Source organism: Alistipes dispar (assembly GCF_006542685.1).
GTDB classification, from domain to species: Bacteria; Bacteroidota; Bacteroidia; order Bacteroidales; family Rikenellaceae; genus Alistipes; species Alistipes dispar.
In genome coordinates, this window is the sequence record NZ_AP019736.1 from 2,289,623 (window position 1) to 2,304,097 (window position 14,475).

General features: G+C 64.5%; 12 protein-coding genes. 3 read left to right on the top strand and 9 right to left on the bottom strand.

The genetic code is table 11. The features are described 5' to 3' along the window. Positions 1 to 64 precede the first annotated feature (64 nt). Positions 65 to 1,135 (top strand): 6-bladed beta-propeller, encoded by a 1,071-nt coding sequence (locus FME97_RS09610; RefSeq protein ID WP_162502075.1) that lies wholly within the window; start codon positions 65 to 67, stop codon positions 1,133 to 1,135. Positions 1,136 to 1,330: 195 nt separating this feature from the next. Here FME97_RS09610 and FME97_RS09615 read toward each other — a convergent pair whose 3' ends face one another. The 8 genes from FME97_RS09615 to FME97_RS09650 all read right to left on the bottom strand — a co-directional run bounded on the left by FME97_RS09615 (position 1,331) and on the right by FME97_RS09650 (position 10,812). Beyond that, a complete protein-coding gene (locus FME97_RS09615) occupies positions 1,331 to 1,768 on the bottom strand; it encodes a deoxycytidylate deaminase (protein ID WP_141429360.1) in 438 nt (145 codons plus the stop codon). Between the two features lie 57 nt (positions 1,769 to 1,825). Beyond that, positions 1,826 to 5,194, bottom strand: coding sequence for a preprotein translocase subunit SecA (secA, locus tag FME97_RS09620; protein WP_141429362.1), 3,369 nt, complete (start codon positions 5,192 to 5,194; stop codon positions 1,826 to 1,828). Between the two features lie 66 nt (positions 5,195 to 5,260). Beyond that, positions 5,261 to 6,508: a pentapeptide repeat-containing protein gene (locus FME97_RS09625; protein WP_141429363.1), complete on the bottom strand. Its 1,248-nt coding sequence runs from the start codon at positions 6,506 to 6,508 to the stop codon at positions 5,261 to 5,263. A gap of 10 nt (positions 6,509 to 6,518) precedes the next feature. Then, positions 6,519 to 7,475 carry a DUF2851 family protein gene (locus tag FME97_RS09630; protein ID WP_141429365.1) on the bottom strand — a complete coding sequence of 319 codons (957 nt, stop codon included), beginning with the start codon at positions 7,473 to 7,475 and terminating at the stop codon, positions 6,519 to 6,521. A 1-nt stretch (position 7,476) separates the two neighbouring features. Then, positions 7,477 to 7,797: a metal-sulfur cluster assembly factor gene (locus FME97_RS09635; protein WP_141429367.1), complete on the bottom strand. Its 321-nt coding sequence runs from the start codon at positions 7,795 to 7,797 to the stop codon at positions 7,477 to 7,479. Positions 7,798 to 7,800: 3 nt separating this feature from the next. Continuing rightward, complete coding sequence (locus FME97_RS09640) at positions 7,801 to 8,226, bottom strand: SufE family protein (protein ID WP_141429369.1); 426 nt, start codon at positions 8,224 to 8,226, stop codon at positions 7,801 to 7,803. Between the two features lie 24 nt (positions 8,227 to 8,250). Further along, positions 8,251 to 9,825, bottom strand: coding sequence for an alkaline phosphatase family protein (locus tag FME97_RS09645; protein WP_141429371.1), 1,575 nt, complete (start codon positions 9,823 to 9,825; stop codon positions 8,251 to 8,253). A gap of 27 nt (positions 9,826 to 9,852) precedes the next feature. Further along, positions 9,853 to 10,812 (bottom strand): GSCFA domain-containing protein, encoded by a 960-nt coding sequence (locus FME97_RS09650; protein ID WP_141429373.1) that lies wholly within the window; start codon positions 10,810 to 10,812, stop codon positions 9,853 to 9,855. A gap of 34 nt (positions 10,813 to 10,846) precedes the next feature. Between FME97_RS09650 and ispE the strand changes: the two genes are divergently transcribed. Together ispE and FME97_RS12665 are read left to right on the top strand one after the other, a co-directional pair. After that, positions 10,847 to 11,659, top strand: a complete 813-nt coding sequence (ispE, locus tag FME97_RS09655; protein ID WP_141429375.1) for a 4-(cytidine 5'-diphospho)-2-C-methyl-D-erythritol kinase — start codon at positions 10,847 to 10,849, stop codon at positions 11,657 to 11,659. 388 nt (positions 11,660 to 12,047) lie between these two features. Continuing rightward, positions 12,048 to 13,310: an aspartyl protease family protein gene (locus tag FME97_RS12665; protein WP_141429377.1), complete on the top strand. Its 1,263-nt coding sequence runs from the start codon at positions 12,048 to 12,050 to the stop codon at positions 13,308 to 13,310. A gap of 118 nt (positions 13,311 to 13,428) precedes the next feature. Here the strand turns inward: FME97_RS12665 and FME97_RS09665 are convergent, their stop codons facing one another. Further along, a complete protein-coding gene (locus FME97_RS09665) occupies positions 13,429 to 14,457 on the bottom strand; it encodes a DUF1848 domain-containing protein (protein ID WP_141429378.1) in 1,029 nt (342 codons plus the stop codon). Positions 14,458 to 14,475 lie beyond the last annotated feature (18 nt).

The window sequence follows — 14,475 nt, forward strand, 5'->3', positions numbered from 1 at the left end:
CTTCCCGTTCCGCTTGACCGCTTTTTTGTTCGGCGATCTTATGATTGGACGTATTGTTGCGTGTTTGTCGTTATGCGCTCTTGCCGCCTGCGTTTCCGGACGGGAGGAGCGGATCGTCTGCGACCGTGTGCTGACTTTCGGGGAGGAGCCTTCGCCGTCGATTCCGGATCGGATCCGTCGGGTGGATTTCCTGCCGCTGGAGTTTTCCGAAGCCGCGGCGTTCCGGCGCGCCGATAAATTGCTGTTCCGGAACGGGCTGATCTATGTCGGCGACTTCGGAAGCCGCAAGATCGTGGCCTACGACATGGCGGGCCGCGTGTCGTTCGTCATTCACCGGCACGGCCGGGGTCCCGGAGAGTATCTGGAGATGAAGAGTTTCACGGCCGACGACCGGAATGTCTATGTCGTCGATAACGCCTCCCGCCGGGTGCTGCTCTACGACTGCCGTACCGGAGTGTTCCGGGAGTCGAAGCCGCTGCCGGTCGTCGCCTGGGACATCGAGGCGTTGCATAACGGGGATTTCATTCTGGCGTTCAGCCCTCTGACCGGGGGCACGCTGTCCGAATCCCAGCCGAATTACAGGCTTTTCGTCACCGATTCGGATTTTGCCGTCAAACGCCGCCTGTTCGCGTTCGATCCCGGTTACAGCGAACCGCTCGGCCGGCCGACCTATTTTTCGGTATCCGGCGACAGCCTCGTTTTCAGCTCGTTCTGGTTCGACGGATTCACGGTGTTCGACCGCCGCGATGCCGTCGGGTTCCGCCATGTGGCCATCGACTTCGCTCGCGGGATTCCCGGGAAGTACCGCCAGGATCGGGATGTCGTGCTCGACGGGCCGTATCGGTATCCGGTTGCCGTTCCCGTACTTTGCGGCGATTACGTGGCGGTCGATGTCCGCTGCGGCGAATACCTGGACACCTATCTGTTCGATCCTGCGGCCGACGCCTTTATCGGCAATTCGGAGACGGGTGCGTATCTCTTTCCGCCCGTCGCCGTGTTCGAGGGGCGTTTCGTGGCTCTTCTGCCGGGCAGCTCGTATGCGAATCTCGTTGAGGAGGGGTTTCCGCGCGCTCCGGATGCCGTCGAACGGAATCTGAACGAGGACGGCAACCTGCTGCTGTTTTACGGTATGTGACGGCCGGGCCCGGCGTTCCGCATAACCTTCGCTTTATATGCGTTTTCGCCCTCCCCCGCGGACGGTGCTTCTTTCCGTTTCCGGTCGTCCGCTGGCGTTCGGAGCCGGGCCGCTTCCGTGCCGGGTGCAGGTCCGGAATGAAAAAGGGAGACCTCTGCGTCTCCCTTTTCCCTGTTCTTCGTCTGCCGTTCCGGGTCACGTCCGGTCGATCCGGTACTGTACGCACTCGATGCCGACGCGGCGCAGCAGGTCCAGCCCCTCCTCCGAACGGTAGTCGTCCGCGTAAACCACCCGTTTGATGCCCGCCTGGATAATGAGTTTCGAGCATTCGATGCACGGGGCGGCCGTGATGTAGAGCGTCGAGCCGTCGCAGTTGTTGGCCGACTTGGCGACCTTCGTGATGGCGTTGGCCTCGGCGTGCAGGACGTAGGATTTGGTCAGTCCCTGTTCGTCCTCGCAGACGTTCTCGAATCCGGCCGGCGTGCCGTTGTACCCGTCCGAGATAATCATGCGGTCCTTGACGATCAGCGCTCCGACCTTGCGGCGCACGCAGTAGGAATTTTCGGCCCAGATCGCCGCCATTCGCAGGTAGCGCAGGTCCAGTTGGCGTTGTTTCTCCTCTTGATAACCCATACTCTTGTTTTCGATCGCGTTGCACTTCCGTACTCTCCGGCCGCTCTGCGGACGGGGCTACAACCCCTTTCCGTGGCAGTTCTTGTACTTCTTGCCCGATCCGCAGGGGCAGGGATCGTTGCGGCCCACCTTCTTTTCGACGTGCACCGGCATCGGTTTCGACCGATCCTGCTGTCCGGCCTGCGCGGCGGCCTGCATCCGCGACGCCTGCAACTTATTGACGTCCACCTTGGCGCGCCGCTCCCGCTCGATCTGCATCCGTTCGCGCTCCTGCTGCTGGCGCCGCACCTCCTCGGCGCTCTGCTCGCGCACGGGGATGTATGCCTTGTCGAGGATCGCCAGCACCTCGCGGTTCACCTTGACGAGCATCTTCGAGAACAGTCCGAACGACTCGAACTTGTAGATCAGCAGCGGGTCCTTCTGCTCGTAGGTGGCGTTCTGCACGCTCTGGCGCAGGTCGTCCATTTCGCGCAGATGCTCGCGCCAGGCGTCGTCGATCGTGGTGAACATGACCACCTTCGAGAAGACCTTGTAGATCTCCGCGCCGTCCGTATCCTTGCACTTCTGCAGGTTCACCGGGATATTGTAGCCGAGATGTCCGTCCGTCAGCGGGAAGTAGATGTTCGAATCCATCTGTTCCTTGCGGTCTTCGTAGATGCGCTGCATCACCGGACGCACCGTGTCGGCCACGGCCTTCGCCCGGCGGGCGTAGGTCTCCTTGAGCGCCCTGACGATGGCATCGACCAGCTCCTCGGGCTTGGCGTCGCCGTAGGCCGCCTCGTCCACCGGCAGCTCCACGGCCACCTGGCGGATGAGCTCCATGCGGAAATCCTCGTATTCGATGCCGCGGTTCTCCTCGACGAAGTTCTCGGCGAAGTCGTACATGATGTTGTTCAGGTCGATCTCGATCCGCTCGCCGTAGAGGGCGTGGCGGCGGCGCGTGTAGATCACCTCGCGCTGCGAGTTCATCACGTCGTCGTATTCGAGCAGCCGCTTGCGGATGCCGAAGTTGTTCTCCTCGACCTTCTTCTGGGCGCGTTCGATGGCCCGGGTCATCATTCCGGCCTGGATCACCTCGCCCTCCTTGAGGCCCATGCGGTCCATCATCGCGGCGATGCGGCCCGAGCCGAACAGACGCATCAGGTCGTCCTCGAGCGAGACGAAGAACTGCGACGATCCGGGGTCGCCCTGACGTCCCGCACGTCCGCGCAACTGACGGTCCACACGGCGGCTTTCGTGCCGCTCCGTGCCGATGATCGCCAGACCTCCGGCGGCCTTCACTTCGGGCGTCAGCTTGATGTCCGTACCGCGGCCCGCCATGTTGGTGGCGATGGTCACCTGCCCGGCGCGCCCGGCCTCGGCCACCACCTGCGCCTCCAGTGCGTGCTGTTTGGCGTTCAGCACGTTGTGCTTGATGCCGCGCAGCTTGAGCATGCGGCTCAGCAGCTCCGAGATCTCGACCGACGTCGTACCCACCAGCACGGGGCGCCCTTCGCCCACGAGGCGCACGATCTCTTCGATCACGGCGTTGTATTTCTCGCGCTTGGTTTTGTAGATCAGGTCCTGGCGGTCGTCGCGGATCACCGGCCGGTTCGTCGGGATGACCACCACGTCGAGTTTGTAGATGCTCCAGAACTCCGACGCCTCCGTCTCGGCCGTACCGGTCATGCCGGCCAGCTTGTGGTACATGCGGAAGTAGTTCTGCAACGTGATCGTGGCGAAGGTCTGCGTCGCGGCCTCGACCTTCACGTGCTCCTTGGCCTCGATGGCCTGGTGCAGGCCGTCCGAATAGCGGCGGCCGTCGAGGATACGTCCCGTCTGCTCGTCCACGATCTTCACCTTGTTGTCCATCACGACGTACTCCACGTCCTTCTCGAACATGGCGTAGGCCTTCAGCAACTGGTTCACCGTGTGCACGCGCTCCGACTTGATCGAGTAGTCGTTTATCACCTCGTCGCGTTTCTGCGCCTTCTCCTCCGCGGGCAGGTCGCTCTTTTCGAGCTCGGCCACCGCCGCGCCGATGTCGGGCAGCACGAAGAAGCCGTCCTCCTTGAAGTATTTCGACAGCTCCTCGTGGCCCTTGTCCGTCAGCTCCACCGAATTGAGCTTCTCGTCGATGACGAAGTAGAGCGGATCGGTGATTTCGGGCATCCGGCGGTTGTTGTCCTGCATGTAGATGTTTTCGGTCTTCTGCATCAGGGCCTTGATTCCCGGCTCGGAGAGGTATTTTATCAGCGGCTTGTATTTGGGCAGTCCCTTGTGCACGCGGTAGAGCTTGATGCCGCCCTCCTCGGTCTTGCCCTCCGCGATGAGCTGCCGCGCCTCGGCCAGCAGCGCCGTGACGAAGTTGCGCTGGAGGTTGTAGAGGTGTTCGATCGAGGGCTGGTACTGCTCGAAGAGCTGGTCGTCGCCCTTGGGCACGGGGCCCGAGATGATGAGCGGCGTGCGGGCGTCGTCGATCAGCACCGAGTCGGCCTCGTCCACGATGGCGTAGTGGTGCTTGCGCTGCACGAGGTCCTTGGGCGACGAGGCCATGTTGTCGCGCAGGTAGTCGAAGCCGAACTCGTTGTTCGTACCGAACGTGATGTCGGCCATGTAGGCCTTGCGGCGCGCCTCCGAATTGGGCTGGTGGCGGTCGATGCAGTCCACCGACAGTCCGTGGAACTGGTAGAGCGGTCCCATCCACTCGGAGTCGCGTTTGGCCAGGTAGTCGTTCACCGTGACCAGGTGCACGCCCTTTCCGGCCAGCGCATTGAGGAATACGGGGAGCGTCGCCACGAGCGTCTTGCCCTCGCCCGTCGCCATTTCGGCGATGTTGCCTTCGCGTTCGCGTTCGCCGAGCTTCTTGGCGGGGCTCTTCTTGCTGCGCGTCAGCACCACGCCGCCGAAGAGCTGGCAGTCGTAGTGGATCATGTCCCACTTCATGTCGTTGCCGCCTGCCATCCAGTGATTGGCGTACACGGCCTTGTCGCCCTCGATGGTGACGAAGTCTTTCGTCGCGGCCAGCTCGCGGTCGAAGTCGTTGGCCGTCACTGCGATCGTGTCGTTCTGCGCGAAGCGGCGCGCCGTGTCCTTCATGATGGCGAAGGCCTCGGGCAGGATTTCGTCGAGCTTGTCCTCGATCCTGTCGTCGATGCGCTTGGTCGTCTCGTCGATCTCCTTCGAGATCTTCTCCTTCTCCTCGAGCGACGTCTCGGGCAGTTCGAGCCGTGCTTTCAGCTCGACGATGCGGGCCTCGTCCGCGGCGATGTAGTCGGCGATCTGTTGTTTGAGCCCCTGGCTGCGGGCGCGCAGCTCGTCGTTCGAGAGGGCCTCGATCGAGGGGTAGACAGCCTTGATCTTCTCGACGTAAGGCTGGATCTGTTTGCGGTCTTTTTCGGCCTTGGAGCCGAAAACGGCTTTGATTACGCTTGCAAGAATATCCATATTTCAGTCGTTGTTTTTTCGGTTCGGATTCTAAATCTTGCAAAGATACTTATTTTTTGCGATTTATCAACTCCCGGAGGGGCTTTTTGCGCTCCCGTCCTGCGGCTGCGGAACCGCGGGATTTCCGATGCGCGACTTCCAGGAGATGAACTCCCTGTGTTCCGGGAATTTCTTGAAGTCGGTCGAATCGGTACGGATGACATGGAGCGATGTCTCGCTGATGTGGCTGTCGAAGACGCCGAAGTCGATCTCCGCGTCCTGGATCAGCAGGATCGGCATTCCGGCCATGAGCCCCATGCCGGTTTCTATTTCGTTCCACGGCGTCGGCAGCCAGCGGTCGCTCCACGTCTCGCATTCGTCCGTCGCCGGGCGGAACGTCGCTTTTTCGATGTGGAGTTGCTTGAGTCCGAAGACGACCATCCCGTCGCATTGCTGGACGAGTGTCCGGATGTTGCCCAATTGGCCGAACATGCGGTATTCGCCCCGTTCGTAGAAACAGACCTCGTAGCCTTCCTGTCGCAGGTGGTCGCGTACGGAGCGTATCATGAGCGAATCCTCGATGCGGAGCTTCCCCGGCATGCTGAAGAAAATGCGGTGCTTTCCCGCGGCGGCATGCACCGTAACCGGTTCGGGGCGGGTGTAGCGGCCCTCTGCGTCGAGATGCCGGGCGATCTCCCGCGGGAGATTCGTGCAGCCCGCGAAGCAGGCGTTCCCGAGTTTCACTTCGCGCAGTCCGATGTGGTTGAGGTCGGCCATCGAGAAGTTCGCCTCGGAGAGGTCGCTGTATTTGATCCTCGCGTGTTGCAGGTTGCTCTGGTAGAACACGGCTTTCCGGCCGTCGATCCGCTCGATCAGGGCATTCGACAGATCGGCCTGGAAAAGGTCCGTCTCGCGCATGTCGGTCGTGACCTGCTCCTTGGATCCGATATAGGCATCTTGCAGGTTGGTTTTCTGGAGGTCGGCCTTGGAGAGGTCGTGCCCGTAGGCGAGTCCGTCGGCCAGCGTCTTCTGGAAAACTCCCGTCGGGACCACCCGCAGCAGCGACGAGAGGACGTAGATCGTTTCGTTGCGGTAGCAGCCTCTTTCCGCCGTGAAGAACCTTCGGATGAGAATTGCCGCGGCGAGCCGGTTGGTCTCGCTTTCCGAGGAGAGCTGTCGGATCGCCGCATCGAACTCCTCCTTGAGGATTCTGCGGCGGGAGGACTTGCTCTGGATATCGAAGAATCGGAGCACGACCGCAACTCCGGCGATAAGCAGCGAAACGAAGAGGACGGTTCCCTCGATGTGTTCCAGTATGTAACTGAAGGCATTCATGGGCGGGTGGTTATTTCGGGGTGTCCGTATGCACCGCGATCCGCCGCCCGACGGGACACTCCGCGCACCGGGTTCGGGCGCAGTACTCCGTGGCCAGTTGCAGCAGCGCCTGCGATTCGAATGCGTTGCGGATCGGGACGCCCTCCCCGCTCCACGCCCGCATGAAACGGTTGTCCTCGGAGGGAAGGCGCTCGAGGAGCGACAGCGCGCTGTCGCGCAGCCGTTCGTCGCCCGTGCGGCTGCCGTAGGCGAATTGCAGTACGGCCACCAGGTTGATTCCGATGATGCGGGCCTTGAACGTCCCGAGGCGTTTGGGAAGTTCGTCGCCCGCAGCGCCGGGGACGTAGTGCGTCCGCCAGTAGGGCGACGCCTCGATGCAGAACAGGCGCCGGATGTCCTCCTCCGTGCGGCAGGCCATGGCGCGCGCCATCACGAACTCGTCCTGCGCGAAGAACCGCGCCGCCTGCGCGATCCGCAGTGCGGGGTGGTTGGCCGGGCGGATGTCCGCGAGCGTCCACTCCGAGGCGTCCATCGCTTCGATGCCGTATTTGGCCGAGAGGTATTCGAAGTGGCGCCCGAGGTCGAGCGTGTACGCATCGTGGCGGTAGAGCGCCAGCAGCCCCGATGCGCCGAAGAGCATCGCTTCGACGGCCTGTGGGGCGAGCCGCTCCCGCAGCACGGTCCTGTAAGGCACTCTCCGGGCCAGCGAGAGGTAGGCCTCCTGGTTCCGGCTGTCGCCCAGCGTGCGGAAATAGAGCCGGTAGAAGGTCTCGTTCCAGTTGTCGGACGTTTCGGAGAGCAGCGCCCCGACGCGTCGGATCTTGCGGCCGAGCCGGTCGAAGAGCAGCGCCGTGAGAAGCTCGGTGCGTTGCAGCGCGCCGAGCCCCGCCAGGTAACCGCCGCAGGCGTATGTCCCGGCTCCGGCCTTCAGCCGTTCGATCGTCCGCTCCCCGCCGCCGTCCGCCATGTCACAACAGGTTGAGTTCGAGCAGCGCCTCTTCGGACATCATGCTTTTGTCCCACACCGGGTCGAACGTCAGGATGACGTTCACCGATTTCACCCCCTTGACCTTGGCGACCTGCTGATTGACGTCTTCGACGAGCATGTCGGCCATCGGGCAGTTGGGGGCCGTGAGCGTCATGCGGATCGTGGCCGTTCCGTCGGGCGTGTAGTCGATTTCATAAACGAGCCCCAGATCGTATATGTTCACCGGAATCTCGGGGTCGTATATGTTTTTCAGCGTCAGGACGATCTCTTTCTCGACCTGGAGAATCTCTTCGGGTGTCATCGTTCAGTCGTTTTTGCTCGCGTACGCCAGTGCGTAGAGCCGCATCTGTCTGACCATCGCGGCCAGCCCGTTGGCCCGCGTGGGCGAGAGGTTGGCCGTCAGGCCGATGGCGTCGATGAAATAAAGGTCCGTGTCGAGCACCTCCTGCGGCGTGCGTCCGTTCAGTACGCGGATAAGCAACGCGATGATGCCCTTGGTTATTATGGCGTCGCTGTCGGCCGTGAAGAAAATCCGTCCGCCGTCCGTCCGTGCGTCGATCCACACGCGCGACTGGCATCCCTCGATGAGATACTGTCCGGTGCGGTGTTCCGGAGCGATGGCCGGGAGCGAGTCGCTCAGGCCGATCAGGTAGTCGTATTTGTCGAGCCAGTCGTCGAAAACGGAGAACTCCTCGATGATCTCCTCCTGAATCTGATCTTTCTTGTCCATTTCCTTTTCCTTGCGTTTTTGCGGTTACAGGTCCACGATCTCGGGCAGGACGTCGCCCTCCGAGGCCGCGGGTTCCGTGACGCCCGCCAGCCGCGCCAGCGTCGGAGCCACGGAGGTCATGTCCACGCGCCGCTGCACGTGCTGCTGTCCGGCGCCCGTGCCGTAGAATACGAGCGGCACTTCGGTGTCGTAGCCGTACATCGACCCCGACATCGAACGGCAGCGGTCGCGCTCCTCGATCCACCCGGGCATCAGGTTCAGGATGACGTCGCCCGAGCGGCGCGGGTAGAAGCTGTTCTGCATCCGCCGCGCATAGCCGCTGCCGAAGTAGCTCGACCGCATGGCCGTGGCCGAGAGGGCGTGCGAGACGCCGCGGAACTGCATGGCGAAGATCGCCACCTCGTTCTGCACGTCGGCCAGATCCAGCCCCCGTTCGTAGATCAGGTTATGGTTGAGCCAGATGCACTTGTCTCCGTAGGTCACCACCCAGTCGCCCGTGCCGTAGCGGACGTTGAGGAATCCGTTCACGATCACCTCGAACTGCCGGGCGTTGAACCGGTCTGGCTCTTCGGTCGTCGCGTCGTAGGAGGGGCTGGTTCCGTGGTCCGAGGTGAGGACCACCGTCGCGTTGCCGTCCCTGACCTGCGCGAAGACGAAGGTCAGGAAGTCGGCCAGGTCGCGGTCCAGCCGGTAGTACATGTCCTCGACCTCGACCGATTCGGGCCCGTAGGCTTCGCTGATGCGGCGCGAGGCGTCGAGGCAGACGCAGAGCAGGTCGGGCGTCGCGTCGGCGCCGAGCTTGTACTGGGCGATGAGCTGCTTGGCCAGTCCCAGCACCGCGGTATTGCCCGCGGGGGTGTAGAGCAACCGTTCGTAGTCGTCCGCAAGTTCCGGGCCGCCCCCTTCGGGCTGCCGCCCCTCCCCGCGTTTTCCGCGCTTCTCGGGGAATCCGATCCGGATGTTGCGCGTATTGACATAGCGGTCGCGGTCGAGCAGCGGCCGCCACTCGGAGGCGATGTAGGAGAGGTTGTACCGCTCGTCGTTGCTGCGGTCGATCCACTCGGGCACCGCCGGTGCGTAGTAGGGCGAGGTGACCCAGTCGCAGCGTCCGGGGTCGAGCCAGAAGACCTCGCCGCCGCGGCCCGCCGTCACCACGGCCGACACGGCTTCGGCAGCCACCGTGACCGTATGGCTGCCGGGAGCGTGCTGGCGGAGGGTTTCGGCCAGCGTCGGGGCGATCAGGTGGTAGGCTCCGGGGCCTTTGCGGCCGTCGGTCAGCCCCACGACGGCGTTCGACGTGTAGTCCACCCACTGCGAGCCGATCACGCCGTGCGTCGAGGGCATGGCCCCGGTCGCGAGCGTGGCCAGCGAGACGGGCGTGGTGGTCTGCTGGTAGTCGTAGCGGCTGTCCGTATAGACCGTGCCGCCCTGCGTGAGGCGGCGGAACCCGCCTTCGCCGAAGTTTTCGGCGTAGCGCGCGAGGTCCTCGGCGCGCATCGACCCCACGACGATCTGGACGATCAGGCGCGGCGTTTCGGCGGCGATGCCCCGGAACGAGGCGAGGGCGGCTATGGCGAGCAGGAGAATTTTTCTGTTCATGGCGAATGTGGAAGATCGGCCGCAAATTTACGAATTTATTTCGATACATCGGCGGAAATATTCCGCCTCGGCCCGAAAATCGGGACCGTGCAATGCGGCGATCCGCTCCAGTTGCGCAAGACAGAACGCCCGGTGGGCGGCGCTCCGCGGGTCGCGGGGACGGTGTGCTGCGGCGGCCGCGATGGCTTCGGCCTCGGGAAGCAGGCGCCGGGCCTCGTCGGTGAGGGCCGCCTCCGTGAACCGCTCCCAGATGTACTCCACGGCCTGCGGTGCGGGGTGCACCAGATCGTCGGCATAGAAGCGGTAGTCCCGCAGGTCGTCCGTAAGGATTTCGTAGGCGGGGAAATATTCGATCCGTCTGAAGCGCTGTGTGAGCTCCTCGGCCGCCAGCCGCAGTGCGGCTTTGCTCACGGCGTTTCCCGCAAGCCCGTCGCCCGTGTGGCGCACGGGGCTGACCGTGAGCAGGATGCTTCGCCCGGCCAGCGGGCCTTCGGCCAGTTCCGAGATCGCGTCGGCGATCTCGTCCACGGAGAGCCTCCGCCGTGCGAACTCCGCCGCCGGGCGGCGGTGGCAGTTGGCCACGACTTCGCCCTGCCGTTCATAGACCCAGGCCGTGCCGAAGGTGAGGATCACGCGGTCGGCCGTGCGGAGCGCCTCGGAGCCCGCCTGCCGGGCGGCGTTCATGCGGCGGAGCGCCTCGTCGGGCGTGGGGGCCGAGAAGTCGCCGTGGAATCCGAAATGGAACCACCGCTGGCCGTCGGTGTGCAGCTCGTCGCGCACGACGGGGCGGCCGAAGCCGCGGACGGCCGCAGCGACGGAGAGCGGGTTGAAGAGGATGCCCGTGGGATTGGCTTCGACGCGGAATTTCGCCCGGGAGAGCCGGGCGGCGATATGCGCGGCGAAGCACGAACCGAGCGCGAGCGTGCGGTTTTCGTAGCCGAAACGCATGCGGAGGGGCGCGGTTTCGATTTCGGTGCGGAATTTCATACGGCAAAAATAGAAAATTCTTACCTTTGCGGATATGATTCTGCGAGCGAACTGCAAAATAAACCTGGGTCTCGACGTGCTGCGCCGCCGGGCGGACGGATATCACGACCTGGAGACGGTGATGTTTCCCGTGCGGGGACTTTTCGACGAGGTGGAGGTGCTGCGCACGGGAGGCGCCGGGGCGGAGCTCCGCACGGAGGGGATCGCCGTGGACTGCGCCCCGGAGGGGAATATCTGCATGAAGGCGTTCCGTCTGATGCGTGACCGCTACGGCGTGGACGGCGTCGTGATCCGGCTCGTGAAGCGCGTGCCGTTCGGCGCGGGGCTGGGCGGCGGTTCGTCGGACGGGACGGCGGTGCTGAAGGCCCTCGACACGCTCTTCGGGCTGCGTCTTGCCGAGGAGGAGCTCGTCGCCCGTGCCGCGGAGCTGGGCAGCGACACGGCCTTTTTCGTGCGCGACACGCCCCAGTTGTGCACCGGCCGCGGAGAGGTGATGACGCCTTTTCCGCTGGACCTCGGGGGTATGACGCTCGTCATCGTGAAACCCGCCGAGGGGGTCTCGACCCGCGAGGCCTATGCCGGCGTGCGGCCCCGCATGCCGGAGGTTCCGCTCGCCGGGCGGCTGCGGCGTCCCGTCGCCGAGTGGCAGGGGACGGTGACCAACGATTTCGAGGAGTCGGTCTTCGCCGCGCATCCCGCGATCCGCGCGGCGAAGGAGGAGCTGCTCGCCGCCGGGGCGCTCTATGCCTCCATGTCCGGCTCGGGTTCGGCCGTGTTCGGCCTTTTCGACGATCCGGCCCGCGCCGCCCGGCTGCGGGAGCGGACTCCCTTCGTCTTCGCGTTATAGCGTTTTTAATCTCGTAATCCTGGGTTTGTCCGCGGCGGGGCATCCCGTCGCGTTTCGGACGCGTGGCTCGGCCGTGTCCGGCCTTTCCGGCGATGCGGTCCGCGCCGTTTCGGTCGGATCGTCCGTCGCGGCCGGGCGGTCGCTCCTGTTTTTCGTGCCTCCGTTTGCCGTCCGGCGATCCCGGACGGGGGTCGTTTTGATCTTCGGTCCGGCGTCCGATGCGGTGTTCGCAGCCGTTTCGTGCGGTTTCGGGACGTTGTGCAGTTTGTAACTATTAAAAATAGTTGTATGTGAAGAAAATTTAGTTATATTTGCGGAAACAAAAGGCGTTTTCCCGCGCTCCCCGTTGCCCGGGGTGCTCGGGGCGCCGGAAAAAGAGCTTGGTGTTATGATGAAAAGAGCGTTGTTGGCCGTGGCGTTGCTGTGGAGCGTGTGTACGGCGTCGCAGGCTCAGGACCGGGCCGCGTGCGAGCGGATCGTGCGCCTCGTGGCGGAGGCTGTCGGAGCCGGGTCGATCGGGGAGATCGAACCTTTCCTGGCTCCCGGGTTCATCTTCTCGGGACAGGAGGGCGACCGGGCCCGGGCGGTGATGAAACTGCTCGTGGCGCAGTTGGGCGAGCGGGTGGAGCGGATCGAGACGGTCCGGCAGGAACGGACGGAGGAGGGACTGGAGCTGGTCTGCGCCTTCACCTATGCGGGGCGGCTGGGCCGGAAGGAGGCGACCTTTCTCTTCGACGGGGAGGGCCGCCTGAAACGGCTGGAGTTGCTTCCGATCCGGGTCAGGACGCTGGGCGACAAGGGCGGGACGTTCGCAAGACCGGCTGCCCGGCAGCTCGATATTCCGGTCCGCCGGCTCGGGAATCTGCTGACCGCGACGGCGCTGCTGGACGGCCGGGAGCGCACGTTCATCCTCGACAACGGTGCGCCGAGGCTGATGCTCAACAGCCGTCGCTGCGTCCCGGTGCGCGATACGGCCGCGCTTCGGATCTCCTCTTCGAAGGGGGTGAACGCCTCCATCGCGGGGATGGACATCGTGACGATCTCCGGATTCGATTTCCACGGAATCCGTGCCGGCGGCGGGGAGTTCCTTTGTTTCGACATGTCGCATCTGGAGGACGGGACGGAGGTTTTCGGACTGCTCGGCTACGAGGTCTATAAGGATTACGATCTGCTGTTCGACTACGGGGCGGGGATGCTGACGCTGCTCGATCCGGCGGTGACGGACTCCTGCGTGCGGCGCCTGGCGTGCGGACGGCCCGTGACGGAGGTTCCGGTGCGGATGGAAGGGCATGTCGCCTGCGTGGAGGCGCGGATCGGGACGCACACGCTGCGCCTCGGCATCGACTGCGGTGCGGGGACCGATTTGCTGGACGACGGGTTGTGGGATTCGCTGCGCTCCGATCTGGTCCGGCGCCGGGAGACGACGCTCACGGGAGCCGACGCGGAGGTACGCCGGGTGCGTTCCGGACGGGTGAAACGGCTGACGATCGGCGACCGGGAGTTCCGGAGGGTTCCCACGGTGTTCAACGACATGAGCCACCTGAACCTCTCGCTCGGGCACGGGCTGGACGGGCTGATCGGCTTTCCGGTGCTTTCCGCTCAGCGGACGGTGCTGAGTTATCGGAGCGGACGGCTGATTTTCCTCCCCTGAAGCCGGGAAGGGCGGCGCCGGTTTTTGGAGGACGTTGCGTCGCCCGGCGAAGGCGGCGTGCGCCCTTTCCGGGTGTCCGGTGAAGTCCGGCTGCGACGTCGGCCGGCTTTTTGCGCCGTCACCTGCCGGTGATCGTTTCGGCGAAGGGATGCAGGCGGTGCAGCCGGAGGTTTTCGGCCACGCTCCGCTCCGAACGGTTGGCATAGCAGTAGGCGCACAGGTGCGGACAGGTGGCGTACTGGCCGATGTCGGCCGAGGCGATGCAGCCGCAGAAGGCGCGCTGTCCCCGGTCTTTGGGCGGGTGCGCGGCGGTGCGTTCCGGCCGGGCGGTCTCCCCGAACAGGGCGGGGGGCGGAGGGGTGGCGCCGAGGTAGTCCGTCAGCGCGCGGTCGTGCGGAAAGTGGCGGAGGAGCAGCTCGTCGTCGATGCAGCGGTTGCGGACGATGCCCAGATGCGCGAAGTCGGTCCGTTCGCCGCATGCGGCGAGCGTGTAGCCCCACCGTTCGTTCAGGGCGGCCAGTCCCGCGGCGGTTTGCAGCATCTCCCCGTCGGTGAACTCCCGCCAGCGGATGCCGCGGCGGTCGAGGTTCCGGGCGACATGGCGGTAGATGCCGATGTCCGCGAAGCTGAACACGAGTTTTTCGGCCGCATCCCGCAGGCTGTCGCCGATGCGCTCCGCCCGGCGGAGCAGCTCTTCCGTTCCGAGGCGGTCGGTGAGCAGCAGCGGATCGAAGCGCCAGACGACCAGCCCCCGGCCCAGGTGCTCCGCCAGCCGGCGGAAGGTGTCGATCCGCTCCTCCAGCGGCGGGAGGTGCGGCTCCAGTCCTTCGTCTTCGTAGTCGTTGAGGGTGTATTGCACGTAACAGTGAATACCCCGTTCCCGAAGCTCCGCGAGGCGGGGCAGCAGGGGACGGGGATTTTTCGACCAGAAGACCACGGCGCGCGTCCGGGCGAAGGAGATGTAGGACCGACGGCCGTCGAAGGGGTTGATCCGCGCGACGTAGCCCCGCCGCAGCCGCTCGAAAAACCAGTCGGCGTAGCAGGCCGGAATGTCCGTGGCACGGCTCGCCGAGACGATCACGGGCGTCCGGGCCGCGACCCGCTCGCCCGCATCGGTCGTAATCTCGGTCTGCGTCGGCCGGAGCATCTTCTTCGCCGTGCGGGC

What these genes read in the sequence shown, in the direction of transcription:
- FME97_RS09630 (WP_141429365.1), bottom strand. Translation starts at nt 7,475, where the DNA reads ATGGCGGACGGCGGCGGGGAGCGGACGATCGAACGGCTGAAGGCCGGA.
- FME97_RS09615 (WP_141429360.1), bottom strand. Translation starts at nt 1,768, where the DNA reads ATGGGTTATCAAGAGGAGAAACAACGCCAACTGGACCTGCGCTACCTG.
- FME97_RS09645 (WP_141429371.1), bottom strand. Translation starts at nt 9,825, where the DNA reads ATGAACAGAAAAATTCTCCTGCTCGCCATAGCCGCCCTCGCCTCGTTC.
- FME97_RS09635 (WP_141429367.1), bottom strand. Translation starts at nt 7,797, where the DNA reads ATGACACCCGAAGAGATTCTCCAGGTCGAGAAAGAGATCGTCCTGACG.
- FME97_RS09625 (WP_141429363.1), bottom strand. Translation starts at nt 6,508, where the DNA reads ATGAATGCCTTCAGTTACATACTGGAACACATCGAGGGAACCGTCCTC.
- FME97_RS12665 (WP_141429377.1), top strand. Translation starts at nt 12,048, where the DNA reads ATGATGAAAAGAGCGTTGTTGGCCGTGGCGTTGCTGTGGAGCGTGTGT.
- FME97_RS09640 (WP_141429369.1), bottom strand. Translation starts at nt 8,226, where the DNA reads ATGGACAAGAAAGATCAGATTCAGGAGGAGATCATCGAGGAGTTCTCC.
- ispE (WP_141429375.1), top strand. Translation starts at nt 10,847, where the DNA reads ATGATTCTGCGAGCGAACTGCAAAATAAACCTGGGTCTCGACGTGCTG.
- secA (WP_141429362.1), bottom strand. Translation starts at nt 5,194, where the DNA reads ATGGATATTCTTGCAAGCGTAATCAAAGCCGTTTTCGGCTCCAAGGCC.
- FME97_RS09650 (WP_141429373.1), bottom strand. Translation starts at nt 10,812, where the DNA reads ATGAAATTCCGCACCGAAATCGAAACCGCGCCCCTCCGCATGCGTTTC.
- FME97_RS09665 (WP_141429378.1), bottom strand. Translation starts at nt 14,457, where the DNA reads ATGCTCCGGCCGACGCAGACCGAGATTACGACCGATGCGGGCGAGCGG.